General features: G+C 73.2%; 16 protein-coding genes. 15 read left to right on the top strand and 1 reads right to left on the bottom strand.

Going from position 1 to position 26,330, the window contains the following annotated elements:
- Window positions 1-6: 6 nt before the first annotated feature.
- The 3 genes from AB0F58_RS02535 (at window position 7) to AB0F58_RS02525 (ending at window position 2,540) form a co-directional block, all read left to right on the top strand.
- Window positions 7-876 (top strand): PhzF family phenazine biosynthesis protein, encoded by an 870-nt coding sequence (locus tag AB0F58_RS02535; RefSeq protein WP_357136864.1) that lies wholly within the window; start codon window positions 7-9, stop codon window positions 874-876.
- 117 nt (window positions 877-993) lie between these two features.
- Window positions 994-1,509 (top strand): hypothetical protein, encoded by a 516-nt coding sequence (locus AB0F58_RS02530; RefSeq protein ID WP_357136862.1) that lies wholly within the window; start codon window positions 994-996, stop codon window positions 1,507-1,509.
- Between the two features lie 14 nt (window positions 1,510-1,523).
- Complete coding sequence (locus AB0F58_RS02525) at window positions 1,524-2,540, top strand: DMT family transporter (RefSeq protein ID WP_357136859.1); 1,017 nt, start codon at window positions 1,524-1,526, stop codon at window positions 2,538-2,540.
- Between the two features lie 192 nt (window positions 2,541-2,732).
- Here AB0F58_RS02525 and AB0F58_RS02520 read toward each other — a convergent pair whose 3' ends face one another.
- On the bottom strand, window positions 2,733-3,656 hold the full coding sequence (locus AB0F58_RS02520; protein ID WP_357136856.1) for a sulfite exporter TauE/SafE family protein: 924 nt from the start codon (window positions 3,654-3,656) through the stop codon (window positions 2,733-2,735).
- Between the two features lie 826 nt (window positions 3,657-4,482).
- Here AB0F58_RS02520 and AB0F58_RS02515 point away from each other — a divergent pair.
- The 12 genes from AB0F58_RS02515 to AB0F58_RS02460 form a co-directional block, all read left to right on the top strand.
- On the top strand, window positions 4,483-12,153 hold the full coding sequence (locus AB0F58_RS02515; RefSeq protein ID WP_357136853.1) for an SDR family NAD(P)-dependent oxidoreductase: 7,671 nt from the start codon (window positions 4,483-4,485) through the stop codon (window positions 12,151-12,153).
- Window positions 12,154-12,158: 5 nt separating this feature from the next.
- Window positions 12,159-16,958: a beta-ketoacyl synthase N-terminal-like domain-containing protein gene (locus AB0F58_RS02510; protein ID WP_357136852.1), complete on the top strand. Its 4,800-nt coding sequence runs from the start codon at window positions 12,159-12,161 to the stop codon at window positions 16,956-16,958.
- Window positions 16,959-16,997: 39 nt separating this feature from the next.
- A complete protein-coding gene (locus tag AB0F58_RS02505) occupies window positions 16,998-17,312 on the top strand; it encodes an acyl carrier protein (RefSeq protein ID WP_357136850.1) in 315 nt (104 codons plus the stop codon).
- A gap of 2 nt (window positions 17,313-17,314) precedes the next feature.
- Window positions 17,315-18,193, top strand: coding sequence for an alpha/beta hydrolase (locus AB0F58_RS02500; protein ID WP_357138617.1), 879 nt, complete (start codon window positions 17,315-17,317; stop codon window positions 18,191-18,193).
- A gap of 26 nt (window positions 18,194-18,219) precedes the next feature.
- Complete coding sequence (locus AB0F58_RS02495) at window positions 18,220-19,179, top strand: sulfotransferase domain-containing protein (RefSeq protein ID WP_357136848.1); 960 nt, start codon at window positions 18,220-18,222, stop codon at window positions 19,177-19,179.
- 80 nt (window positions 19,180-19,259) lie between these two features.
- Window positions 19,260-21,086 carry a hypothetical protein gene (locus AB0F58_RS02490; protein ID WP_357136846.1) on the top strand — a complete coding sequence of 609 codons (1,827 nt, stop codon included), beginning with the start codon at window positions 19,260-19,262 and terminating at the stop codon, window positions 21,084-21,086.
- Between the two features lie 135 nt (window positions 21,087-21,221).
- Complete coding sequence (locus AB0F58_RS02485; protein WP_357136844.1) at window positions 21,222-22,304, top strand: PHB depolymerase family esterase; 1,083 nt, start codon at window positions 21,222-21,224, stop codon at window positions 22,302-22,304.
- 40 nt (window positions 22,305-22,344) lie between these two features.
- Window positions 22,345-23,478: an ABC transporter ATP-binding protein gene (locus AB0F58_RS02480; protein ID WP_357136843.1), complete on the top strand. Its 1,134-nt coding sequence runs from the start codon at window positions 22,345-22,347 to the stop codon at window positions 23,476-23,478.
- The gene (locus AB0F58_RS02475; RefSeq protein ID WP_357136841.1) at window positions 23,475-24,296 is read left to right on the top strand and encodes an ABC transporter permease; all 822 of its coding nucleotides are present in this window, start codon (window positions 23,475-23,477) and stop codon (window positions 24,294-24,296) included. The genes AB0F58_RS02480 and AB0F58_RS02475 overlap by 4 nt, the downstream gene beginning before the upstream one ends.
- Before the next feature lie 38 nt (window positions 24,297-24,334).
- Entirely contained in the window at window positions 24,335-25,204 is an 870-nt protein-coding gene (locus tag AB0F58_RS02470; RefSeq protein ID WP_357136839.1) for a 3'(2'),5'-bisphosphate nucleotidase CysQ, read from the top strand.
- A complete protein-coding gene (cysD, locus tag AB0F58_RS02465; protein ID WP_357136837.1) occupies window positions 25,201-26,115 on the top strand; it encodes a sulfate adenylyltransferase subunit CysD in 915 nt (304 codons plus the stop codon). The genes AB0F58_RS02470 and cysD overlap by 4 nt, the downstream gene beginning before the upstream one ends.
- A partial coding sequence (locus AB0F58_RS02460) for a GTP-binding protein (RefSeq protein WP_357136834.1) occupies window positions 26,115-26,330 on the top strand: 216 nt, incomplete at its 3' end. The genes cysD and AB0F58_RS02460, both read left to right, overlap by 1 nt.

Raw genomic sequence — 26,330 nt, 5'->3', positions numbered from 1 at the left:
ATCAACATGTCGACCTTGGCCTACGAGATCGTGGACGTCTTCACCGACCGCCCGTTCGCCGGCAACCCGCTGGCCGTGGTGTTCGGCGCGGAGGGGCTCGCGACCGAGCAGATGCAGACGCTCGCGCGGGAGTTCAACCTTTCCGAGACGGTGTTCGTGCTGCCCGCCACCCAGGCCGGTGCGACATACCGGGCCCGGATCTTCACCCCGGCGGCGGAGTTGCCCTTCGCCGGCCACCCGAGCGTTGGCGCGGCGGTGACCGCCTGCCGACGGGGCTTGTTCGACACCGGGCAGGTCACTCAGGAGTGCGGCGCGGGGGTGCTGCCGGTCGAGGTGACCGGGATGGCCGCCACGCTCACCGGCGGGATGCCGACGCTGGGACCGGAGCTGGACGTGGAGCCGCTGCTTGAGGTGGCCGGCCTGCGCGCCACCGACCACGCCGGACCGGCGCCCCGGGTGGCCGGCTGCGGGCTGGAGTTCCCCTACCTGCCGGTCCGCCCGGACGCGGTGGCCCGCGCGCGGGTCGACGCACGGGCGGCGGAGCGGTACGGAGTGGAGCATGTCAGCGTCTTCTCCTGGGACGCGGTCACGCAAACCGCCCGCTCCCGGGTCTTCGTGCCCGGGTTGGGGGTGCCCGAGGACCCGGCCACCGGCTCGGCCGCCCTCGGCCTGGGGGTGTGGCTGGTCGCCAGCGGCCTGCTCCCCGGCGAGGGGCGGTCGTCGTACACCGTCGAGCAGGGCTACGAGCTGAACCGCCCGTCCGTGTTGACCTGCACGGTCACCGCGGGCGGCGGCGCCGCGCTGGGGGCGACGGTCAGCGGCCACGTGATGCCGGTCGCCCGGGGCGAGATCAACGTCCCGCCCTTCCTCGGCTGACGGCCCGCTCCACGGCCGACGGCGGGGCGGCTCCCGGGCGGGGCCGCCGGCGGTGGCCCGGGTACGGGCGAAGGTCCGGCGGGCGGGAAGGGGGTCCGGTAGGGCAGGATTCCCGGTGTGAGCGACGAGGTGGGGGACCGGGCGACCACGCCCCTGGTCGACGAGGCGCTGAAGAAGGCCGCCGTGGCCTGGGTCCGGGTGCCGGACGGACCGGCGCTCGCCCTGTGGTGCGTACCGCTGGAGGGGGCGCTGTTCGTGGTGAGCGGTCCGGGGGAGCAGAAGGCGCCCGGACTGGCCGGGGCGACGGAGGCCGAGGTGACCATCCGGGGCGACCACGGCGGACGGATCGTGACCTTCCCGGCGCGGGTCTCGCGGGTGGAGCCGGCGAGCGAACTGTGGGCCTCGGTGGCCCCGGCGGTGGCCGGTAAACGGCTCAACGCCCCGGGCTCCGCGACCGAGATGGTGGACCGGTGGGTGGCGGACGGCTGCGCGCTGAGCCGGCTGGAGCCGGTGGGGACGCCGCTCGCCGGGGCCGCCCTGCCGGACGGCTCGCTGGCCGAGCCACCCCGGGACACCCCCGCCGTCCGGCGGACCCGCAAGCCCTTCCGCCTGCACCGGGTACGCCGCCGCTGACCGGCGGCCCTCCCGTGCAGCCGTCACCGGGCCGCCCGCCCCTCGACCCGCTGACCACCGGGGCGATCGTGCTGGCCGTCGCGGCGGTCTCCTCGTCGGCACCGCTCATCGCGTTCGCGACCGCGCCGGCCCTGGCCGTCGCCTTCTGGCGGAACCTCATCGCCACCGGTGTCATCGCGCCGTGGTCGCTGGTCCGCCGGCGCGCCGAGTTCCGGGCCCTGACCTCGGGTGCCGGGCGGCGTCAGGGCTGGTACTGCGTGCTCTCCGGGGTGGCGCTGGCCGGGCACTTCGCCACCTGGATGCCGAGCGCGCAGCTCACCTCGGTCGCCGCCGCGACCGCGCTGGGCGCCACCCAGCCGGTGTGGCAGGGGCTGATCGCCCGCTGGCAGGGCCGGCGGCTACCGGGCACGGTGTGGGCCGGCATCGGCATCGCGGTGCTCGGCGCGGTCCTGGCCAGCGGTGCCGACGTCGCCGTCTCCGGCCGGGCCTTCGCCGGCGACCTGCTGGCCGTCACGGGTGCCGTCTTCATCGCCGGCTACACCGCCCTCGGCGAGCGGGCCCGCGAGACGGTGAGCACCGCCGCCTACACCACGATCTGCTACAGCGTCTGTGCCGCGGTCCTGCTGGTGGTCTGCCTCGTCGGCGGGGTGCGGCTCGGTGGGTACGACACCGACACCTGGTTGGTGATCCTCGCGCTGGTCGCCGGGGCGCAACTGCTCGGGCACTCGATGTTCAACTACGCGCTGCGGCGGGTCTCGGCCACCACGGTGAGCGTGCTGATCCTGCTGGAGGTGCCGGGCGCGGCGGTGATCGGCTGGCTCTGGCTGGGGCAGCTCCCGCAGCCGGGCTCCCTGCCCGGTCTGGGGGTGCTGCTGGTCGGCACGGTCGTGGTGGTGCTGGGCGGGGCGCGGGCCGGCCGGTCGCAGCCGGTGCCGCTGCCCGGGGAGGTGGGACCGCCGCCGTCCGGTCCTGCCGGGCCGCCGACCGGTCCTGCCGGGCCGCCGTCCGGTCCTGCCGGGCCGGCGACCTGACGGTGGGCCGCCGCACCCCATCGGCTCCTCCGCGACGTACCGGTCGGTCCGGAGGTCACCGGTGCCGTGGGGGCGCGGCGGACCACCCGGGTGCGACCGTGCCGCACCGGAGCCGGCGGGGGCGCGCACCCGGGTGGCCCGGACCGCCCCGACGACGGGTGCCGTCCGGTCCGGATTCGGGGCGGGACGTGGTCAGGGGCTGACCTCGTCGGCCAGTCCGGCCCGTTCGGCGGGGGTGGCCGACGTCTCGTTCCGGGTGGCGAGATGCTGCCGGACCGACCAGAACACCGCTGCGGCCCAGGCGGCCGTCACGACGGCGTAGCAGACGTACCGGACGGCGTCCGGGGCGTCCACCCACTCGCTGCGCAGCAGGGTGCGGCCGTTGGTCAGGATGATCATGCCGCCGACCGCCGAGCCGAGCACCCGGGGCGGCACCTTCCGGACCAGCCACGCCGCGATCGGGGCGGCGGCCATGCCGCCGACCAGCAGGGCGAGCACCCAGCCGTAGTCGATGTTCTGCGAACCGAGTCCGAGCAGGAAGCCGAGGCTGGCGGCCACCGCCACCAGGAACTCGCTGGTGTCGATCGAGCCGATCACCCGGCGCGGCTCCATCCGGCCGCTGGCGAGGATGGCGGGCGTGCCGACCGGACCCCAACCGCCACCACCGGTGGCGTCGACGAAGCCGGCGACCAGACCCAGTGGACCGAGGAACCGCTTGCGCAGCGGCAGCCCGACCCGCCCGGTGGGCAACCCGGCGACGGTGAAGCGGATCAGCAGGTAGCAGCCGAGGGTGAGCAGGATCAGCGACATGACCGGTGCCGCGGCCTCGGTGGAGATGCTGGAGAGGAAGGTCGCTCCCAGGAAGGCCCCGAGGGCTCCCGGTACGCCGACCCGGCGTACCACCCGCCAGTCCACGTTGCCGAATCGCCAGTGGGCTGCACCGGAGGCGAGCGTGGTGCCGATCTCGGCCAGGTGAACGGTGGCGGACGCGCTGGCCGCACTGGTGTTGATGGCGAGCAGCAATGTGGTGGATGTCACTCCATAGGCCATCCCCAGGCTGCCGTCGACGAGTTGGGCGCCGAAGCCCACCAAGGCCAGCATGATGAGTTTACGCACTTTTAACCGCCGATCATAAAGAGGTAATCAAAGTTGGCCGCCGGGACACGGGAGTGCGCCGGCAATCCCGCAGGGGCCGGAGGGTCGGGTATTCGCACTGGTGGCGGGGGTGTTGCCGCGGCGGCGCGGCGACCGTCGGGGGGTGGAGCGGGGCGACGATCGGCCCACGTGGCAGTAAAACGATCGTTAAGGGTCGAATCGGTCGCCTGGTGATCTGTGACAGGGGCCGCATGTCACCAGTTGGGACCGCGTCGGGCGGTGGCTCCCCGGCGTCCCGGGGTGGTGCTGCGGTTTGTCGGTCGGCCGAACGTGCAGGTGGTGGGGGGATTCGGTCCGGCTGGTCAGGGCATCGGGTCGTCGGGGTGTCTCACCTCGCTCTCGCTCAAGTCAGAGCAATTCGATAGGGAATGGCGGCTGCGAGATGGGAAGGGATCGTCCACGGCCGCCGGGCACCCTGACAAGAGCCCGTCCGAATATTGAGACATGTTGATGCTTCAAGTGTTTCCCGTCAATGCGGGGCCGTCGGACCAAATTGTTTCGTGAGTCATTAACAACTTTCTTGCGGCCCGTTCCGGGTCCGCCTCTAGTGGTTCTCGACCGACTCTCGTTGGTTCTTCCTGGCAGCGGTTGAGGCATATCCCGCCTGCTCGGTAGGAATTCCGAGCCCTGCTCACGTTCGCGTCGGCGTTAATCATTCAGCAACAACGTGCCACTAGCTTGTTACGGAGCGCAACATCGATTCATGCGAATTCGGATCTGGTCACTCGCGGTTTGACCGATCCAGCCCGTCGCAACGCGAGACCCTCGCGAACGAAGTGGGAGCCCGATGAGTACTGCAACGTACACGCGCGACCTCGTCATGGTCGTCAACCCCGGCGGCGCCGTGGAGCCCGCCCCACGACTGGCTGCCGCCGCTCGCGTCGGCGGTGGGTTGGGAGTGTTGGACCTGGCGGGTGGCGACGACTGGGTGCTGCGTGCGCTGACCCAGGCCGTCGCCTGGTCGCCGGGGCCGCTGGGGATCCGGGTACCGGCCGGGTGCCAGGCCACGTTGGACGAGGTGGAACGGGTCGTGCCCGGTGGGGTCGACCTGGTGGTCCTGCCGGCGAACTCGCCCTGGACGGTGGCCGAGACCACTCCGCACTACCGGGTGCTGGTCGAGGTGACCAGCCGGGACGAGGCCCGCGCCGCCGCCGGCGCCGGTGCGCACGGCCTGATCGCCCGGGGCATGGAGGCCGGTGGCCGGGGCAGCGACCTCAGCTCGTTCGTCCTGCTCCAGCAGCTCGTCGCCGACGACACCCTCGACCTGCCGATCTGGGTCGCCGGTGGCGTCGGCCCCCGCACCGCCGCCGCCTGCCTGGTCGGCGGCGCGGCCGGCGTCGTGCTGGACAGCCAGCTCGCGCTGATGCCCGAGTCCGAGCTGCCGACCGACGTGCAGGCCGCCGTCCGACGGATGGACGGCTCCGAGACGGTGCTGGTCGACGGGGTCCGGGGGATCCGGCGCGGCGGCCCGCACGACGAGACCTCCGAGCTGGTGCCGATCGGCCAGGACGGCTGGCTCGCCCGCGTCTTCGCCGAGCGCTGGCCGGACACCGCCGCCGCCGTCCGGGGCATCCGGGACCTGCTGCTCGACGCCGCCACCGACGACGCCGCCGGCGAGGTGCTGGCGCCCGGTTCGCCGCTCGCCGTCGACCTCGGCATCCGGGTGCCCGTCGCGCAGGGGCCGATGACCCGGGTCAGCGACGAGCCCGGCTTCGCCGCCGCCGTCGCCGAGGACGGTGGCATGCCCTTCGTCGCGCTCGCCCTCAACGGCGCGAAGCAGACCCGGCGCATCCTCACCGAGACCGCCGCCCGCCTCGGCGACCGGCCCTGGGGCGTCGGCGTGCTCGGCTTCGCCCCCGAGGAACTGCGGGAGGCGCAGCTGGAGATCATCCGTGAGCTGCGCCCGGCCTGCGCGATCATCGCCGGTGGGCGACCGCCCCAGGCGAAGGCGCTGGAGCAGCAGGGGATCGTCACGTTCCTGCACGTCCCGTCGCCGGGACTGCTGCGGCAGTTCCTGCGCTCCGGGGCGCGCCGGTTCATCTTCGAGGGCGCCGAGTGCGGCGGCCACACCGGACCCCGCGCCAGCTTCCCGCTCTGGGAGGCCCAGCTGATGGTGCTCGAGGAGTACCTCGACGCCGAACCGGAGGCGGCCCCGGCGCTCCAGGTGTTCTTCGCCGGCGGCATCCACGACGCCCGCTCGGCCGCGATGGTCGCCGCCATGGCGGCGCCCCTGGCCCGCCGGGGCGCCCGGGTCGGCGTCCTGATGGGCACCGCGTACCTCTTCACGGACGAGGCGGTGGAACACAACGCGGTCCAGTCGCTCTTCCAGCGCGAGGCGATCGCCGCCGAGCGGACCGCGCTGCTGGAGACCGCCCCCGGGCACGTCACCCGGTGCCTGCCCACCCCGTTCGTCGACGACTTCCACCGGGTCCGTGACGAGATGCGCGAGTCCGGGGTGGAGAGCCGCGAGGCGTGGCAGCGCCTCGAGGGGCTCAACATCGGCCGGGCCCGGATCGCCAGCAAGGGCATCGTGCGCGAGGGCGACACGCTGCGCGCGGTCGACGAGGACGTGCAGGCCGCCGAGGGCATGTTCATGGCCGGGCAGGTGGTCGTGCTGCGCGACAGCGCGACCACCATCGCCGAGCTGCACGACTCGGTCAGCGCCGGAGCACGTGCCTACCACGGGAGCAGCCTCGACGCGATCCGGGACCGGCTGGCACCGTCCGTCGAGGTCGAGGACGCCCCCGCGCCGCTGGACATCGCCATCGTCGGGATGGCCTGCATCCTGCCCGGTTCGCCGGACCTGGAGAGCTTCTGGCGTACGGTGCTCAGCGGCGCGGACGCCGTCGGGGAGGTGCCCCCGCAGCGCTGGGACACCGATCTCTACTACGCCCCCGAGGTCGGCCCCGGGCAGACCGGCCGGATCAGCGTCTCCAAGTGGGGCGGCTTCATCGAGCCGGTGCCCTTCGACGCGATCGGCTACGGCATCCCCCCGGCCGCGCTGGCCAGCATCGACCCGACCCAGCTGCTCGCCCTGGAGATCTCCCACCGGGCGCTGGTCGACGCCGGGTACGCCTACGACTCCCCGGGGGTCGACCACTCCCGTACCGGCGTGGTGTTCGGCGCGGAGGCCGGCAGCGACATGGGGCACGCGCAGACCCTGCGCACCATGCTCCCGGCGTACTTCGGCGACGTGCCCGCCGAGATGGAGGAACTGCTCCCCACGGTCACCGAGGACAGCTTCCCCGGTGTGCTGGCGAACGTGATCGCCGGCCGGGTGGCGAACCGGCTCGACCTGGGCGGCCCCAACTACACCATCGACGCGGCCTGCGCCTCGTCCCTGGCCGCCATGGACGCCGCCTGCAAGGAACTGGCCAGCGGCGACAGCGACCTGATGATCTGCGGTGGCGCCGACCTGCACAACGGCATCAACGACTACCTGATGTTCACCTCGGCGCACGCGCTCTCGCCGACCGGCCGCTCCCGCCCGTTCGACAGCACCGGCGACGGCATCGCCCTCGGCGAGGGGGTGACCTGCATCGTGCTGAAGCGGCTCGCCGACGCCGAGCGGGACGGCGACCGGATCTACGCGGTGATCAAGGGCGTCGGCGGGTCCAGTGACGGACGTGCCCTCGGCCTCACCGCGCCCCGGCCGGACGGGCAGCGCCGGGCCCTGGACCGGGCGTACCGCCGCAGTGGTGTCTCGCCGCGCGAGGTCGGCCTGGTCGAGGCGCACGGCACCGGCACGGTGGTCGGCGACCGGACCGAACTGGAAACGCTCACCCGGATGTTCGCCGAGGCCGGCGCGGAGCCCGGGAGCTGCGCACTCGGCTCGGTGAAGTCGCAGATCGGGCACACCAAGTGCGCCGCCGGCCTGGCCGGCGTGATCAAGGTGGCGCTCTCCCTCTACAACGGCGTCCGCCCGCCGACCATCCACCTGGAGCGGCCCAACCCGGCCTGGCACCCGGAGCAGAGCCCGTTCGCCTTCTACACCGAGGCCCGCCCCTGGGCGGTCCCGGCACGGGAGCGGATCGCCGGGGTGAGCGCCTTCGGCTTCGGCGGTACCAACTTCCACACCGTGCTCGCCGCGTACGGCGACGCCCCGGAGCCCCGGCACGCCCGTCGGGCCTGGCCGGCGGAGCTGTTCTGCTTCCCCGGCGTGGACCGGGCCGCGGCCCACCAGGCGGTCGTGCAGTTCGCCGACCGGCTGGCCGCCGACGCGGACCGGAACCGCCCGGAGCGGTTGGCCGAGCTGGCCGCCCAGGTCGCCGGGGAGGCCGCCGGACGGCGGGGACCGACCCGGGTCGCGATCGTCGCCCGGGACGTGGCCGAGCTGGAAACCCTGCTGCGGCGGGCCCTCGCCGGTGAACACGAACCCGCCCGGGGCCTGGTGCAGCCGGCCGGGGACGCCGACCCGGGCAAGGTCGCCTTCCTCTTCCCCGGCCAGGGCAGCCAGCGCCCCGGCGCGCTCGCCGAACTCTTCGTCACCTTCCCCGAGCTGCGGCACTACCTGGAGCTGGACCGGGACGCGGCCGAGCTGCTCTTCCCGCCGACCGCCTTCGACCAGGAGAGCCGTAAGCGGCAGGAGGACCGGGTCCGCGACACCCGGGTCGCCCAGCCGGTGCTCGGCATCGGTGGGCTCGCCGTGGACCACCTGCTGCGCCGGCTCGGCGTCCGGCCGGACATGACCGGCGGGCACAGCTACGGCGAACTCGTCGGGCTCTGCGTCGCCGGGGTGTTCGACGCCCGTACCCTGCTCGAACTCAGCCGGGAGCGGGCTGCGGCGATCCTCGGCGCGACCGGGGAGGACCCGGGGACCATGGCCGCGGTCAGCGCCACCGGCGACCAGGTCGCCCAGGTGCTCGCCAGCGCCGGGCTGACCAGCGAGGTGGTGCTCGCCAACCGGAACGCCCCGAAGCAGATCGTCATCTCCGGCCCGACCGCCAAGGTCGAGGCGGCGGTGGTGGCGCTCCGGGAGGCCCGGATCTCGGCGAAGCTCATCCCGGTGGCCTGCGCGTTCCACAGTCCGCTGGTGGCCGGCGCGGTGGAGCGCTTCGCCGAGGTGCTCGCCGACCGGCGGGTCAGCGAACCGCGCATCCCGGTCTGGTCCAACCTGACCGCCGCCCCCTACGTCGACAACCTCGACCGGCTCCGCCAGCAACTCGCCGAGCAGATCGGTGAACCGGTCCGCTTCGTCGAGCAGATCGAGGCGATGTACGCCGCCGGTGCCCGCACCTTCGTCGAGGTCGGCCCCGGCCAGGTGCTCAGCAAGCTGGTGAAGGCGGTACTCGGCGACCGGCCGTACCGGGCCGTCGCCACCGAGCGGGGCCCGGCCGAGGGACTGCGCGGATTCCTCATCTCGGTCGGCGAGCTCGCCTGTGCCGGCGTGCCCGTCCGCACCGACTGGCTGTTCCACGGACGGACCAACGGCCGGCCCCGCAACGCCGCGCCGCACCGCCGTCCGGTCTGGACGGTCGACGGGCAGCTCGTCCGCGACCAGAACGGCGACTGCCTCCCCGGCGGCATGACCCCTCCCCGAATCGTCAAGGAGTTGCCGATGAGCCCCTCGAACGGTACCCACGCGCCCACCCACGCCCCCGCTCCTGCTCCCGCTCCCGCCCCCGTGCAGCACGTCGTCCAGGACATCCGGGGCGAGTTGCTCCACGAGTTCCTGCGGACCACCCGGGACATGGTCGCCTCGCAGCGGGACATCATGCTCGCCTTCCTCGGTGACGGCGGCAGCGGCGGACGCCTGGTCTGGCAGCCGGCCGACCCGCACCGGACCGACGGGTACCCGAACGGCTCGGCGACCGCGGCGGCTCCGGCCGCGCCCGCGCAGGTCGTCCCGGCGCAGATGGTTCAGGTGGCCGCGCCCGCGCCGGTCCCGGCGATGGCGGTCCACACCAACGGTGGATCGGCGATGGCCGCGACGGCGACCGTCACGTACGCTCCCGCGCCCACCATCGCCCCGCCCCCGCCGGCGCCCGCCGCGCCGGCCGGTCCGTCGGTGGCGGATTTCCAGGCCGCGATTCTGGCGGTGATCAGTGAGCGGACGGGTTATCCGGTGGATCTGATCGAGTTGGATCTGGATCTGGAGGCGGATCTGTCGATCGACTCGATCAAGCGGGCCGAGGTGGCCGGTGAGGTGGCGTCGCGGCTGGATCTGGCGGTGGAGGGTGACGAGTCGGAGCTGGAGGACCTGGTCAAGGCGCGCACCGTCCGCGCCATGGTCACCTGGCTCGACCAGAAGATGGGCAGCACCGCCGCGCCGTTCGCCACCGCGCCCGCCGTCACTGCTCCGGCCGGCCCGGTCGCCCCGTCGGGTGGTGCGTCGGTGGCGGATTTCCAGGCCGCGATTCTGGCGGTGATCAGTGAGCGGACGGGTTATCCGGTGGATCTGATCGAGTTGGATCTGGATCTGGAGGCGGATCTGTCGATCGACTCGATCAAGCGGGCCGAGGTGGCCGGTGAGGTGGCGTCGCGGCTGGATCTGGCGGTGGAGGGTGACGAGTCGGAGCTGGAGGACCTGGTCAAGGCGCGCACCGTCCGCGCCATGGTGACCTGGCTCGAGGCGAAGATGTCCGCCACCGTCACGGTGTCCGCGCCGTTCGCCGCCGCGCCCGTCGTGGCTGCTCCGGCTGGCCCGGTCGCCCCGTCGGGTGGTGCGTCGGTGGCGGATTTCCAGGCCGCGATTCTGGCGGTGATCAGTGAGCGGACGGGTTATCCGGTGGATCTGATCGAGTTGGATCTGGATCTGGAGGCGGATCTGTCGATCGACTCGATCAAGCGGGCCGAGGTGGCCGGTGAGGTGGCGTCGCGGCTGGATCTGGCGGTGGAGGGTGACGAGTCGGAGCTGGAGGACCTGGTCAAGGCGCGCACCGTCCGCGCCATGGTCACCTGGCTCGACCAGAAGATGAACGCCACGGCCGCCCCGGTCGAGGCCACGCCGACCCCGGCCGTCGCCCCGGCGGCGACCGAGGAGCAGGTGAACCCCGGCATCCCGCCGAAGCGGCTGGTGCCCCGGGAGTCGGTCCGGCCCGCGTCCCTCGGCGACGCCGCCGAACTCCTCGCCGGCAAGCAGTTCCTGATCACCGGGGGCGGAGCGGTCGGGGCGTACCTGGCGGAGCTGCTCGGTGAGCACGGCGCGGGTGGTCAGCTCGGCGTCCTCGACAGCGAGCAGGCCGACCAGGGCTTCGACGGGTTCCTGCTGCTCGACGGGCTCACCCGCACCGACGGGCCGCTGCTGCCGTCGGTGTTCCCGCTGGTCAAGCGGGTGCTGGCGACCGGGCCGCGCTGGCTGATCGGCGCCGGAGCGCCGGCCGCCGGCGGCACCGCCGACGGCATGCCCGGCCTGTTCCGCACCATCGCCCGGGAGTACCCGGAGCTGACCGCCCGCTTCGTCGAGCTGGACACCGAGGCGGAACCGGAGGTGCTGGCCCGGCAGCTCCTCGACGAACTGCTGACCGTCGGCGAGGAGAAGCCCCCGGTCGTCGCCCGGCGCGGCGAGGAGCGGTACGTCGCCGACCTGGTCCAGGTGGACCTGGGCGCCCTGGCCTCGCGGGGTGCCGGCCCGGCCGGTGACGGGGCCTCGGAGGTCGCCGCGCTCGGGCTCAGCCACGAGTCGGTGGTCGTGCTGATCGGCGGGGCCCGGGGCATCACCCCCTGGTTCGCCCGTGCCCTCGCCTCGGCGGGCCGGTGCCGGATCGAGCTGGTGGGTCGTACCCCCAGGCCGGCGGGTCCGGAGGACGCGGAACTGGCCGCCGCCCGGGACAAGACCGCGCTGCGCGCCGCACTGGTGAAGCAGGGGCTGCGCGCACCGGCGGAGATCGAGCGCCGGGCGCAGGCCATCATGGCCGGCCGGGAGGTCGAGGCGACCATCGCCGAGCTGACCGAACTCGGCGGCGAGGTGCGCTACCACACCCTCGACGTGCGGGACACGGACGCGACGAAGGCCCTGCTCGCCGAGATCCACCAGCACCACGGACGGCTCGACGGCCTGGTCTACGCGGCCGGCATCATCGAGGACAAGCTGATCGCCGAGAAGGACCCGGCATCGTTCACCCGGGTCTTCGACGTCAAGGTCAACGGGGCGCGGGCGGTGCTCGCCGGTCTCGACGAGCTGCCCGGCCAGCCGAGGTTCGTGGTCTTCTTCGGGAGCATCGCCGCCGCCTACGGCAACCGGGGCCAGGCCGACTACGCCGCCGCCAACGACGCCCTGGACACCATCGGCACCCGCTGGTCGGCCCGGACGGGGATCCGCTGCCTGACCGTCCACTGGGGCCCCTGGGCGCCGGGTGCCGGCCACGGCGGGATGGTCACCGCCGAGCTGAGCCGGGAGTACGCCCGTCGCGGCATCGGCCTGATCGACCCGGAGGAGGGTGCGCTCAGCCTGCTCCGCGAGCTGGCCTGGGCCGAGCCGGGTGACACCTCCGTCGTCTACACCGCGTCGGGCTGGTGACCGCCGTGACCACGCCCGATCAGCAGATCGCGATCGTCGGTATGGCGGCGCTCATGCCGTCCGCCGGTGACCTGGACAGCTACTGGCGCAACCTGGTCGCCGGGGTGGACGCGATCACCGACGTACCGACGCACCGCTGGGACGAGGAGTTCTACGACCCCGAGCAGGCCCACCGGGCGGACCGGATGTACTGCCGGCGGGGCGGCTTCGTCGACGAGTACGCCACCTTCGAGCCGCTGAAGTTCGGCGTGATGCCCGCGTCGGTGCACGAGATCGAGCCCGACCAGCTCATCACGCTGGAGGTGGCCGCGAAGGCGATCGACGACGCGGGTGGCCCGGACCGGCTCCCGCCGGGGGACCGGGTCGGCGTGATCCTGGGCCGGGGTGGCATCCTCAGCCCCGCCCAGGCCCGGTACGCCCAGCGGGTCCGGATGTCCAGCCAGGTCATCAGCATCCTCCGCGAGCTGATCCCGGACGTCGACCCGGCCCGGCTCGAGATGCTCCGCAAGAAGTTCGACGAGCGGCTCGGCCCGTACCAGCCGGAGGGGACGATCGGCCTGGTGCCGAACCTGGCCGCCTCCCGGGTCGCCAACCGGCTCGACCTGCGCGGCCCGGCGTACACCATCGACGCGGCGTGCGCCTCGTCGCTGATCGCGGTCGACCAGGGCATCACCGAACTCCGGAACGGCCGGTTGGACGCGGTGCTGGCCGGCGGCGTGCACCACGTGCACGACATCAGCTTCTGGTCGGTGTTCAACCAGCTCCGGGCGCTGTCCCGGCAGGGCGAGATCCGGCCGTTCGACGCGAACGCCGACGGCCTGCTGATCGGCGAGGGCACCGGCATCGTGGTGCTCAAGCGGTACGCCGACGCGCTGCGCGACGGCGACCGGATCTACGCCGTGATCCGGGGCAGCGGGGTCTCCAGCGACGGCAAGTCGGCGAGCATGTTCAACCCGGCCGTCTCCGGTCAGGTGCTGGCCATCGAGCGGGCCTGGGCGGCAGCCGGGCTCGACCCGACCGCGCCGGACGCGGTGGGCCTGCTGGAGGCGCACGGCACCGGCACCCCCACCGGCGACGCCGCCGAGCTGACCACCATCGGGCAGACCTTCGGGGCGCACCGGGGCGGGCCGAAGCCGGTGATCGGCTCGGTGAAGTCGATGATCGGCCACACCATGCCGGCGGCCGGCGCCGCCGGCCTGATCAAGGCGACGCTCGCCGTCTACCGGGGCGTGCTCCTGCCCACCCTGCACTGCGAGAACCCGCGTGCCGAGATGGCCCAGACCCGGTTCGCGCCGATCACCGCCGCGAAGCCGTGGGAGAGCGACGGCCCGCGTCGGGCCGGGGTCAACGCCTTCGGTTTCGGCGGCATCAACGCCCACGTGATCGTCGAGCAGGTGTCCGACTCGGCCGGGGTCGCCCTGCCGACGTCCGGGCTGACCGCGACGGCCGGCGGGACGGCCGTGGTGCACGAGCCGGACCAGGTGCTCTGGCTGGCCGCGCCGACCTCGGCCGCCCTCGCCGACCTGCTGGCGAAGGACGACGCGACGGTACGCCGGCTCGGCGCCGAGCGGGCCCAGGCCGCACCCGGCCCGGTCGACGGCTCCGAACGCGTCCGGCTCGGCATCGTCAACCCCAGCGACAAGCTGCTCACCGTGGCCCGCAAGACGGTGGCCCGGGGCCAGGCGTGGCGGGGCGGCCGGGACATCTGGTTCACCCCCGATCCGCTGCTGACCGGGGGCGGCAAGCTCATCTCGGTCTTCCCGGGTCTGGAGGCGGAGTTCGCCCCGCGGACCACCGACCTGGCCGCCCACTTCGGGCTGCCGGACCGCCCGTGGTCGATGGCGGACCTCGGGCAGCACGGCGCCGGCCTGATCGAGGTGGGCCGGATGCTGCACGAGGCACTGCGCCGGATGAACGTCTCCCCGGACGCGGTCGCCGGCCACAGCATCGGCGAGTGGACCGCCGCCGCGGTCAGCGGCCAGGCCGACGGGGCCACCATGGACGAGTTCCTCGCCATGTTCAGCGCCGAGTCGGTGGAGGTCTCCGGGTACGTCTTCGCCGCCGCCGCCACGGCGGCCGACCAGGTCACCCCCCTGCTTCCCGACTTCCCCGGGGTGGTGCTCTCGCACGACAACGCCCCGCAGCAGTGCGTGGTCAACGGGCCGGAGCCCGAGGTCGACCGGCTGGTGGAGGTGCTGCGCGGGCGGAACGTCTTCTGCCAGAAGCTGCCCTTCAGGTCGGCGTTCCACACCCCGATCTTCGGTGACGGGCTCCGCTCGATCGGCGACGCGCTGGGCCGGCTGAAGGTGCAGCAGAGTCGGCTCCCGATCTGGTCGGGCACCCTGGCCGCACCGTGCCCCGACGAGATCGACGAGATCCGGCACCTGTTCATCCGGCACATGATGGAGCCGGTCTGGTTCCGGCAGACCGTCGCCAACATGTACGACGCCGGTTTCCGGGTCTTCCTCCAGGTCGGTGCCGGCCAGCTCGCCTCGCTCATCGACGACAACCTGCGCGGCAAGGACCACCTGGCCATCCCGGTCAACGTCTCGCACCGCAGCGGCCTCAACCAGCTCCGCCGGGTGGCGACCGCGCTCTGGGTCGAGGGCGGGTCGCCGGACCTGCGGGTCCTCTCCACGCCGGGCGGTCGCGCCCCGGTGGCGAAGAGCACGGTGGGCAGTGGCAAGCGTGGCCCGACCATCAAGCTCGACCTGGGCGGACCGCTGGTCCGGCTCGGCGAGGACGCGGCCGGCCTGCTCGGCCTCCCCACCGGCGGACCGGTTGCCGCGGCACCGACCGCCGCCGCCCCGACCGCCGCGCCGGCCGGGCCGGCAGCGACCGGCGAGACCGCCGGGGCGTTGGCGGCGCTCAGCCAGCTCGCCGGCCACTCCCGGGCCGCCGCCGAACTCGCCGCCCTGCTCCGCGACACCGCCCAGGGCACGGCGAACGTGCTGGCCAAGGCGGGCGGCACGACCGCGCCCGTCCAGCAGCGGCCCGCCGCGCCGGTGACCCCGCCGGCCGCCCCGCCCCGGTCACCCGTCGTGCCGCCGGCCGCCCCCCGCACCGGCGCCGCGCCCCGACCGGGCACCGTGCCACCGCCGGCCGCCCCCCGGGCCGGTGGCCCGGCGGTCGCCGGGGCCCGTCCCGTCCCGCCGGCCCGTGCCGCCGCGCCGACCGTCGCCGCCCAGCGGCCGGCCGCCGTGCCGGCTCCCCGCCCCGCCCCGGCCGCCAGCCGGGAGGTCGGTCGGGTCACCCTGCGGGTCTCCATCGAGACCATGCCGTACCTGCGGGACCACTGCTTTTTCGTGCAGCCCGAGGACTGGCCGAACATCGAGGACCGCTGGCCGGTGGTGCCGGCGACCGCCCTGGTCCAGCACATGATGGACGCCGCCGAGCAGCTGCTGCCCGGCCAGCGGGTGATCGAGGTGCACGACGCCAAGTTCAACCGCTGGCTGATCGCCGAGCCGGCCCAGGACGTCGAGATCACCGTGCGGGAGGCCGGGCCGAACCGGTACACCTGCGCGATCGGCTCGTACGCCCGAGCCGTGGTGGAGATGGCGACCGCCTACCCGGAGCCGACCGAGCAGCCCTGGACGCACGACCCGGCGACCGAGCGGCCGACCACGCTCCCCGCCGACGAGATGTACGCCGAGCGGCTGATGTTCCACGGCCCCCAGTTCCAGGGCGTCTCCGAGATCCACGCGATCGGCGACATGCACGTGCGGGGCGTCGTGACCGCCCCGGTCCCGCCCGGCGCGCTGCTGGACAACGCGCTCCAGGTCATCGGCAACTGGCTGATCACCACCCAGCCGGTCCGGACCGTCGCGTTGCCGGTCGGTCTCCGGCACGTCCAGTTCTTCGGACCGCCCCCGCCGGCCGGGCGGGCGTTCGAGTGCGTCGCCCGGGTGCGGTCCATCGACGACGGGCAGCTCATCGCGGACACCCAGCTCAGCTACCAGGGGCGGGTGTGGGCACAGATCAACGGCGCGGTGGACCGGCGCTTCGACAGCCACCCGCAGGCCCGGGTCGCCGAGCGCTTCCCGGAGCGGTACCCGATGTCGCTGTTCCAGCCGGAGGGCTGGACGATGGCCTTCGACTGCTGGACCGACCTGGTGACCCGGGGCATGGCCGCCCGCGGCATCCTCGGCGGCGCGGCGAACGCCGAGTACGAGCGGCACCCGGCGAAGACCCGTAAGCAGTGGCTGCTCGGTCGGATCGCGGCCAAGGACGCCGTCCGTGCCCGGCTCTGGGAGGACGGGCACACCGACATCTACCCGATCGAGCTGACCGTCGGCAACGCCCCGGACGGCCGCCCGTTCGTGCAGGCCCGGGAGGGCCGGGGCATGCGTGCCTGCGACGTCTCGCTGGCGTACTGCCAGGAGGTCGGCGTGGCCATCGCGAAGCCGCGTACCCCCGGGGAGCCGGTCGGTGGACCGGGCGTCGGCATCGACGTCGCCGAGATCGCCGACCTGCCGGCGGGCTGCCTGCTCGACCCGGCGGAGAGCGCGCTGCTGGCGTCGCTGGCCGGCCCGGACGCCGCCCGACGGCAGCTCTGGGCGACCCGGTTCCGGGCGGCCCGGGAGGCGGTCGGCAAGGCGGAGGGCGTCGGTCCGGCCGGCGGCCCGCACCCGATCGCCGTCCGGGCGGCCACCGACGAGGCGCTCACCGTCGAGGTGGCCGGTCGCGCCTACCGGGTCGGCCACCGCGAGGTCGCCAACCCCGACGACCTGCCGCCCCGGCGGTACGTCGTGGCCTGGACCTGGGGTCCGGAGCCCGCCACCGCCCCCGGCGGTACCCGTTCCTGACCCCCGCACCGACCAGTCGAGACGCAAAGGAGCAACCCCATGTCCGCGACGCAGGCCAAGGTCCTCGCCGACATCACCCAGATGATCCAGGCCGTGCTCGGTGACTTCGTGGCCGACCAGGAGATCACCATGGACACCACGTTCCGGGAGGAACTCGGCATGGAGAGCATCGACGTGGTGTCGCTCGCCGGCCGGCTCCAGACCCGGTACGGGGACACCGTCAACTTCGCGCACTTCGTCGCCAAGCTGGACCTGGAGACGGTCGGTGACCTGACCGTCGGGCACCTGGTCACGCACATCGCCGACGCGGTGGACGCGAAGGCCGGCGGCACGGTCGAGGTGGCCGCCCGGTGACCATGGTCCGGGCGAACGGGATCACGCTGCACGCGCAGCGCCTGGACCCGCCCCACCCGCCGCCGGCCGAGGCGTCCGCGCCGATGCCGACCGCCGTGCTCATTCACGGCATGGCCTCGGACACCATGGCGAGCTGGTACTTCACGCTCGCCGAGCCGCTGGCCGCCGCCGGTTTCCCGGTCGTCCTGTACGACCTGCGCGGGCACGGTCGCAGCGACCGGCCCGCCACCGGGTACGCCCTCGCCGACTTCGTCGACGACCTGGCGGGACTCCTCGCCGAGCTGGACGTGACCGGTCCGCTGCTGCTCTGCGGCAACTCCTTCGGCGGCACGATCGCCTTCGGGTACGCGGCGCGGCACCCCGACCGGGTCGCCGGGATCGTGGCGGTCGAGTCGGCGCCCCCCGTGGAGGAGTGGATGGCCCGGGTGAAGGTCCGCCTCGCCCGGGTCGCCGACCGCCTCCCCCGGGAGGGCTCGGTGGCCGAGATCGGCCTCCGGCGGGGCCGGCTCGCCGCCCGCCGGGCCGACGACACCCGGCGGATGCTGACCACCACCACGCTCGCCGAGGAACTGCCGGCCAGTCCGTTGCCGCCGGTCGACCGGCTCACCGCCGTCGACTGCCCGGTGCTCTGCCTCTACGGGGGTCGGTCGGCGGTGCACGAGCTGGCCCCGACGGTCCGGCGGCTGCTTCCGCAGACCCACACGGTCGTCCTACCGGACGAGAAGCACACCGTCCTGGTCGACCAGCCCGAGCGGGTACGCCGGCACGTCTTCGACTGGCTGACCACCGAGTGTGCGCTGCCCACCGGGGCAGGGACGCCCGCCGGGCGCGGGGCCGCCGTCGCGGGTGGGCTCGCCGTCGACCACACCACCACCTCATGACCACGCAACTCGCAGGAGGACTCCCGATGGACACCCCGATCACCGGTCGGTCGATCATCATCAGCAGTGGACGGTGCGGGTCGACGCTCCTCTCCGACCTGATCGCGGAGGAGGCGGACACCCTCTCCGCCCAGGAGTTCTTCATGTCGGTGGCGCCCTGGGCGCGCAGCGCCGAGGTGATCACCGGGGCCGAGTACTGGGAGGTGCTGGCCAGCCCCAAGCCGGAACTGTCCACGCTGTTCCGGATCGGGCTGCCGCCGAAGGAGCTGCACTACCCGACCACCGGCCGGTGGGGCGACCGGATGACCGAGCTGCCCCGGATCCTGGCGATCACCCTGTCGAAGGTCTCCGACGACCCGGACGCCCTCTTCGACGAGCTGGGCCGGCGGGTGCCGGACTTCCCCGAGCAGAGCGTGGCCCGGCACCACCAGGACTTCCTCGACCTGCTGGCCGTGCTGACCGGCCGGAAGCGCTGGGTGGAACGGTCCGGTGGCTCCAGCCACGTGGCGCCGTACCTGCTCCGGGGTTTCCCCGAGGCGAAGATCGTCTACCTGACCCGGGACTGGGAGCCCACCGCGAAGTCGATGAGCCGGCACTCGTCGTTCCAGCTCATCCAGCTCCGGGTGGAGTTCCTCGGCCGCTGCGGGCTGGACCCGTTCCGGGTGCAGCCGGGCCAGGAGGTGCCGGCGGAGATGGAGCAGTACCTGCCGCACCGGCTGACCGCCGACGCGCTGCGCGAGCGCGGCCAGGACCTGCGCCGTTACCTCGGGCTCTGCGCGTTCATGGCGGCCCAGGCCGAGCAGGCGCTGGCCGACCACCCGCCGGCCCACCTGCTGACCATGCGGTACGAGGAACTGGTCGCCGACCCGATCGGCGAACTGGGTCGGCTCGGCCGCTTCCTCGACTTCGACCACCCGGAGACGTGGGCGGAGCAGGTGGCCGACCGCGTGGTCGACCCGTCCCGTGCCCGCCAGCCGGTCGGCTGACCGCACGTCGTCGTACCCCAGCCCCGGTCCGGCCGTCCCGGCCGGACCGTCTCCGATAACCGGCACGAAAGCGAGACAGTGTGAAACCCATCCGGATCCACCCGCGGCGGCTCTGGGCGGCCGTCGCCGTACTGGGGCTCGGGGCCGCGTTGACCGCCCCGGCGACCGCGCTCGGCGCACCGACCGCCGGGGCCGACCGGCACCACCAGCCGACGCCGAATCCGCAGGTGATCGCGAAGGCCGAGCCGGACGAGTGCTTCGCCGCCGTCGGGCAGCCCTATCCGGCGGGCCCGCCGTGCGCCTCCGGTAAGGCCAAGGTGAACCAGGGATACCTGTGGGGGATGACCCGGGCCGGCAAGAACCTGTACTTCGGCACCGGCGCCAACGTCAACTGCCTCACCAGCGGACGGCAGCTGGGCACCAACGAACCGGTCCTCAACGACGACTGGGTCTGCGAGTACCAGGAGAGCCAGATCGTCAAGACCAACCCGCAGCTGCCGGGTTACCTGGGTGACCACCGGATGCCCCGGCTCTACAGCTACGACACCCGGGCCAAGCAGCTCACCGAGAAGACCGCCCTGGTGACCGGTGCGGCGAAGGAACACTCGGACCGGCTGCGGAGCACGACCGGCATCCGGGCGGCCGGCAGCTTCGGCGGGGTGGCCCTGCTGGGTGGCCCGGCCATCGGCAAGAGCATCAACCTGTTCGCCTTCGACACCGACACCGGGGCCTTCCTGGGCTCGCGGAACTTCCCCGAGTTCGGCAACATCCGGCACTTCACCGTCGCCCACAACGCCCTGTACGCGGGCGTCGGCGTCGGCGCCAACGGTTCGCTGCGCGGGCACGTGTTGCGGTGGGCCGGCAGCAAGACCGACCCGTTCAACTTCCAGATCGTCGGCAACCTGCCGGCACAGGCCGCCGACATCACCGTCCACGACGGGCGGATCGTGGTCAGCACCTGGCCCGGTTCGGACGGCGAACTGACCGGCGTCACCGCCGCCGACGAGCCCGCCCCGCCGAGCAAGCTCGCCGCGGTCTGGATGAGCCCGCTGCTCGTCAGGGGCGCGCCCGGCCTCACCCCGGACGACGCGGACAGCTGGCAGCAGGTCTGGGACGTCTCCGCGTACGAACCGGACCCCGTGGTGGCCGGCGGCTACGGCCTGGGCGGCTTGGTCTCCTACCGGGGGTACCTCTACTGGGGCACCATGCACGTGCCGCTGAAGGCGACGAAGCAGCACCTGCTGGCCCACCCGCCGGCCACCGACGAGGCCCGGCAGGCGACGATCCAGAACACCCAGCGGTCGATCAGCATCTACCGGGGCAAGCGGCTGGGTGAGAGCAAGCAGAAGATCGAGCTGCTCTACGGGGCGACCGAGCTGCCGGCGTACGACCCGGCGGCGAACGGCGGCGTGGGCGCCTGGGCGAAGGTCTCGACCGGACAGACCCCGCTCTACGGCTCGTCCGGCTTCGGCAACCCGTACCTGAACTACACCTGGAAGATGGTGGTGGCCGGCGGCCGGCTCTACGTCGGCACGATGGACTGGAGCTACCTGGCCAAGGAACTCGGCCAGGAGGCCGCCGCGATGACCGGCCTGTCGGTCGAGGCGGCCACCGAGGCGCTCAGCCCCTCGTCGCTGGCGGCGGCGGCCGACGACCCGACCCTGCCGGAGCCGGTCTACGGCGGTGACCTGATGGTCTTCGAGTCCGCCGCCGAGCCGGCGAAACTGGTCAGCGACTCCGGTGTCGGCAACTACCTGAACTACGGGATCCGCAACATGGTCACCGACGGCGTCACGCTCTACCTGGGCATGGCGAACCCGATGAACCTGCGGGCCGACCCGACCGACGACGTGCCCGAGGGCGGCTGGGAACTGATCCGGTACGACACCCGCGGTCGCGGCCGGTAGGCACGGCCCACCGGGTCCCGGCGGTGCTGCGCCCGCAGACTCCACCGCCGGGGCCCGGCCCCGCCCGGCCCTTCCTTGCACGGTGCGTGGCGAAGTCCTGACACTCCTCGAACGTTCGTCGGTGAAAGTGGGCATATGATGCCTTTGACTACCCTCCGCCGGGAGGCCCCGACCTCCCGCCCCGAGGGTGCCCCGGGTGGCACCCGTCGGCTCCGCTCCCCGTCCCTGCTCGCCGGATTCCTCGCCGCCCTGGTCGGGCTGACCGGCGTCGCCGGCTGCACCGCCGACGAGGGCGAGCGGCGCGGCGGCGGCGGAACGCCGGCACCGAACGCCACCGCGTCCCGGTCCGGTTCCGACGTGCCGACCGGGTCGAGCGAGCACACCCTCACCGTCGACGATCGGGAGCGCACCTACCGGCTGTACCGGCCGGCCTCGCTCGACCTGACCGCCCCGGTGCCGCTGGTGGTCATGCTGCACGGCGCGGCCGGCACCGGCGAGCAGGCCGAGGAGGCGTACGGCTGGACCGGGGCGGCCGACCGGGGCGGCTTCGTGGTGGCCTTCCCGGACGGGGTGAAGCGGGCCTGGGCGGCCAGCGAACTCTGCTGCGGCCAGCCGGTCCGGCAGGGGGTCGACGACGTCGCCTTCATCGAGGCGCTCGTCGGCACCCTCGGTGACCGGATGCCGGTGGACCCGGCCCGCACCTACGTCACCGGGATCTCCAACGGTGGGCTGCTGGCGTACCGGCTGGCCTGCGACACCGACCTCTTCGCCGCGGTCGGCGTGGTGGCGACCACGCTGGCCGGCGAGTGCGCGTCCCCGGCACCGGTCAGCGTGCTGCACGTGCACGGCCTGCGCGACGAGACCATGCCGTTCCGGGGCGGTCCGGGCCGGCGCGACAACGACGGCACCGGCCGTAACCCGGTCAAGATCGACGGGCCGCCGGTGACCGAGCTGATGGCGAAATGGCGCGCGGTGGACGGCTGCCCCGCGCCCACGGAACGCACCGACGGGCCGGTGACCCGGTCGACGTCGTCCTGCCCGCAGGGTCGCGCGGTCGAGCTGATCACCATCGCCGACGCCGGTCACCAGTGGCCGGGCGGAAAACCGAACCCGCGTGCCGAGCAGCTCCTCGGCCTCGAACCCCCCTCGACCGCGTTGGACGCGACCGCGGAGATCTGGACGTTCTTCCGCGCGCACCCCCGCCCGGCCGGCTCCTGACGCCGACCGGCACCCCGCACCCCCAGGAACAGGAGAAGGCATGCCCAGCAGAGACGGTCCGGCGGTCGAGGTCGTCGATCTCGTCAAGTGCTACCCCCGGGCCACCACCAACGCCGTCGACGGGCTGTCGTTCACCGTCGCGCCGGGTGAGACCTTCGGGCTGTTCGGGCCGAACGGGGCCGGGAAGTCGACCACCATCGGCATCCTCACCACCCGGCTCCGGGCCACCGGCGGCCGGGCCCTGGTCGGCGGCGTTGACGTCAGCCGGGACCCGGTCGGTGCCCGCGCCCACCTGGCGGTGGTGCCCCAGCACAACAACCTCGACCGCGCGCTGACCCCCCGGCAGAACCTCCTCTACCACGCCGCCTACCACGGGGTGCCCCGCGCCGAGGCCGACGAGCGGGCGAAGGTGCTGCTGGACCGCTTCGGGCTGGCCGAGCGCGCGGACCGGCGGATCGAGGCGTACTCGGGGGGCATGGCGCAGCGGTTGATGATCGCGCGGGCCTGGATGCACGAGCCCGAGGTGCTCTTCCTCGACGAGCCGACCAACGCGCTCGACCCGCAGACCCGGCTGCTGATCTGGAGCCGGATCCGGGAGATGCGCGAGCGGGGCGTCTCCATCGTGCTCACCACGCACCAGATGAACGACGCGGCCAACCTGGTCGACCGGGTGGGCATCGTGGACAACGGCAAGCTGCTGACCGTGGACACCCCGCAGAACCTGGTGCGGGGCCTGGCCGGGCAGGCCATCCTGGATCTCACGGTCACCCCGGCCGCCCGCGACGGCGCCGACGAGGTGGTCGCCGCGCTGCGCGAGCTGGACGGCGTACGCAAGGCGGAGCGCCGGCCGCTGCCCGTCGGTACGGCCGGCCCGGGTCGGGGTGCCGGCCTGGGTGGCGCGGGCCGGGCCGCGCTCGCCAAGCTCGGACCGGGCGCGTTGGCCGCGCTCGCCGCCCGCGCGCGGGCCAACGGCACCGCGCCGACCGCCACCCTGGCCGCTGCCGGCGGGGGACGGATCCGGGTGCGCCTGCACCTCGCCACCGATCCCGCCAACCTGCTCGGTCCGGCGCTGTCCCTGCTCACCGCCCGGTCGGCGGCGCTCAACGACATCCACATCGGTGAGCCGAGCCTGGAGGACGTCTTCATCGAACTCACCGGAAGGGACCCACGGTGACCGCCCTCGACACCCCCACCCCGGTACGCCGCGGGGCCCGGGACCGCCCGCCCGCCGCCCGGGTCTTCCTCGCGCTGCTCCGCCGCGACCTGCTGGTCACCGGCAAGGAGCTGTGGGTGATCCTGATCCAGGTCGGCATGACCCCGCTGTTCATGCTCTTCGTGTTCAGCACGATCCTCGGCGGGCAGGGCATCGTCGAACGGTCGTTCGCCAACCTCTTCCTGCCCGGCGTGATCGCGCTGGCCGCGCTCACCACCGCGTTGCAGAGCACCGCCCTGCCGCTGGTGAAGGAGTTCGGCTTCACCATGGAGATCGAGGACCGGCTGCTCGCCCCACTCCCGACCGGCCTGGTCGCGGTGGGCAAGCTGGTGGTCGCCACCATCCGGGGCCTGCTCGCGGCGGTGCTGATGTACCCGCTCGGGGCCCTGGTGGTCGGCTCCGCGCCGTGGCGGCTGGAGGGCCTGCCGACCGCCCTGCTGGTGGCCCTGCTCGGGGCGTGGGTCGGTGGCGGCATCGGGATGACCCTCTCCACGATCCTCCCGATCCAACGGATCAACGTCACCTTCTCGGTCATCGTCACGCCGATCATCTGGACCGGCTGCATCCACTACCCGTGGCCCCGGTTGGAGTCGATGCGCTGGTTCCAGGTGGTCACCGCCTTCAACCCGATGACGTACGTCTCGGAGGGGGTGCGGGGCGCGATGCTGCCCGACGTACCGCACATGCCGGCCTGGGTCTGCGTGCTGGTGCTGACCGGCATGGCCGTCGCCCTGACCTGGCTCAGCGTCCGGTCGTTCACCCGGCGGGCCGTCCAGTGACCACGTCCGCCGGCCCCGATCCCGCAGGAGGAGCGCACATGTCGATCAACCCACCGGAGTCCGACGGCGGGCTCGCCCAGTGGCTCGCGGCCCGCGCGGGCGAACTGCTGCTCGCGGTACGTGCCGAGCACGGCCACGCGGATCCGGCCGAGCTGAAGGCTGCCGGCGACCGGGCCTCCCACGAGTTCCTCCTCGCCGAGCTGGCCCGCTGGCGGCCGACCGACACGGTGCTCTCCGAGGAGGACGACGACTCCCGCCGCTCGGTGGTCGAGGGGGGCGGGCCGACCCGGCTCACCGCCGACCGGGTGTGGATCGTCGACCCGTTGGACGGGACCCGGGAGTTCTCCGAGGAGGGCCGTTCGGACTGGGCGGTGCACGTGGCGCTCTGGCACCGGAACGCGTCCACCGCACACCGGCTGATCGCCGGGGCGGTGGCGCTGCCCGCCCAGGGACGGGTGCTCACCACCGAGTTCCCGCTGCGGTCGCGCGGCGACCGGGCTGGCGACGGCCCGATCCGGCTGGCGGCGAGCCGGAGCCGCCCGCCCGCGTTCGTGACCGACCTGGCCGGGGACATCGGTGCGGAGTTGGTGCCGATGGGGTCGGCGGGGGCGAAGATCGCGGCGGTGGTGACCGGTGAGGTGGACGCGTACGTCCACGCCGGGGGGCAGTACGAGTGGGACTCGGCCGCCCCGGTCGCGGTGGCCACCGCAGCCGGGTTCCACGCCTGCCGGATCGACGGGACCGCGCTGAGCTACAACGAGGTGGATCCCCGCCTGCCCGACCTGCTGGTCTGCCGCCCGGAACTGGCCACGCCGCTGCTGGAGGCCCTGAGCCGGCAGCTGTCGACGGCCACCGCCGGGACGGCCGCACCGGAGACGTCCCTGCTGCTCGGAAAGGAACAGCCATGAACGGCGGATCGGCGCTGTACCAGACGACCCACCTGGACGCGTTGGAGGCGGAGAGCATCTTCGTGATGCGTGAGGTGGTGGCGGAGATGGAGCGGCCGGTGCTGCTCTTCTCCGGGGGTAAGGACTCGATCGTGATGTTGCGGTTGGCGGAGAAGGCGTTCGCGCCGGCGAGTGTTCCGTTCCCGGTGATGCACGTCGACACCGGCCACAACTTCCCCGAGGTGCTGGAGTACCGCGACCGCCGGGTCGACGAACTCGGCCTGCACCTGATCGTGGCCAGTGTGCCGGAGGCGCTGGTCCGGGGCCTGGTCACCGAGCCGGCGGACGGCACCCGCAACCGGATCCAGACGCCGGTGTTGTTGGATGCGGTGGAGAAGCATCGGTTTGATGCGTTGTTCGGTGGGGCGCGTCGGGATGAGGAGAAGGCGCGGGCGAAGGAGCGGGTGTTCTCGTTCCGGGATGAGTTCGGGCAGTGGGATCCGAAGAATCAGCGGCCGGAGTTGTGGTCGTTGTACAACGGTCGGCATCATGCGGGTGAGTCCATTCGGGTGTTTCCGTTGTCGAACTGGACCGAGTTGGATGTGTGGCATTACATCGCTCGGGAGCGGATCGCGTTGCCGTCGATCTATTTTGCGCACGAGCGTGAGGTGGTCGAGCGGGACGGCATGCTCTACGCCGTCAACGAATTCCTGCCCGCTCGCCCGTCGGAGACGCCCTTCATGGCACGGGTCCGCTACCGGACGGTGGGTGACGCGTCCTGCACGGCCGCCGTCCGCTCGGACGCGGACACCGTGGAGAAGGTGATCGAGGAGGTCGGGGCGACCCGGATCACGGAGCGGGGTGCGACCCGGGGCGACGACCGGGTGAGTGAGGCCGCGATGGAGGACCGCAAGCGGGAGGGCTACTTCTGATGAGTACCGACACCATGCCATTACTCGACAACGACTCCGCGCTCCGGTCGATGGACCTGTTGCGGTTCGCCACGGCGGGCAGTGTGGACGACGGTAAGTCGACCCTGATCGGTCGGTTGTTGTATGACACGAAGTCGTTGTTCACGGATCAGTTGGAGGCGGTGGAGGCGGTCTCCGCGGCGCGGGGGGATGAGTACACGAATCTGGCGTTGTTG

The organism is Micromonospora sp. NPDC023956, from assembly GCF_040639195.1.
In the GTDB taxonomy this organism is placed as follows: domain Bacteria; phylum Actinomycetota; class Actinomycetes; order Mycobacteriales; family Micromonosporaceae; genus Micromonospora.
This window is presented reverse-complemented; position numbering and strand designations above follow the sequence as displayed.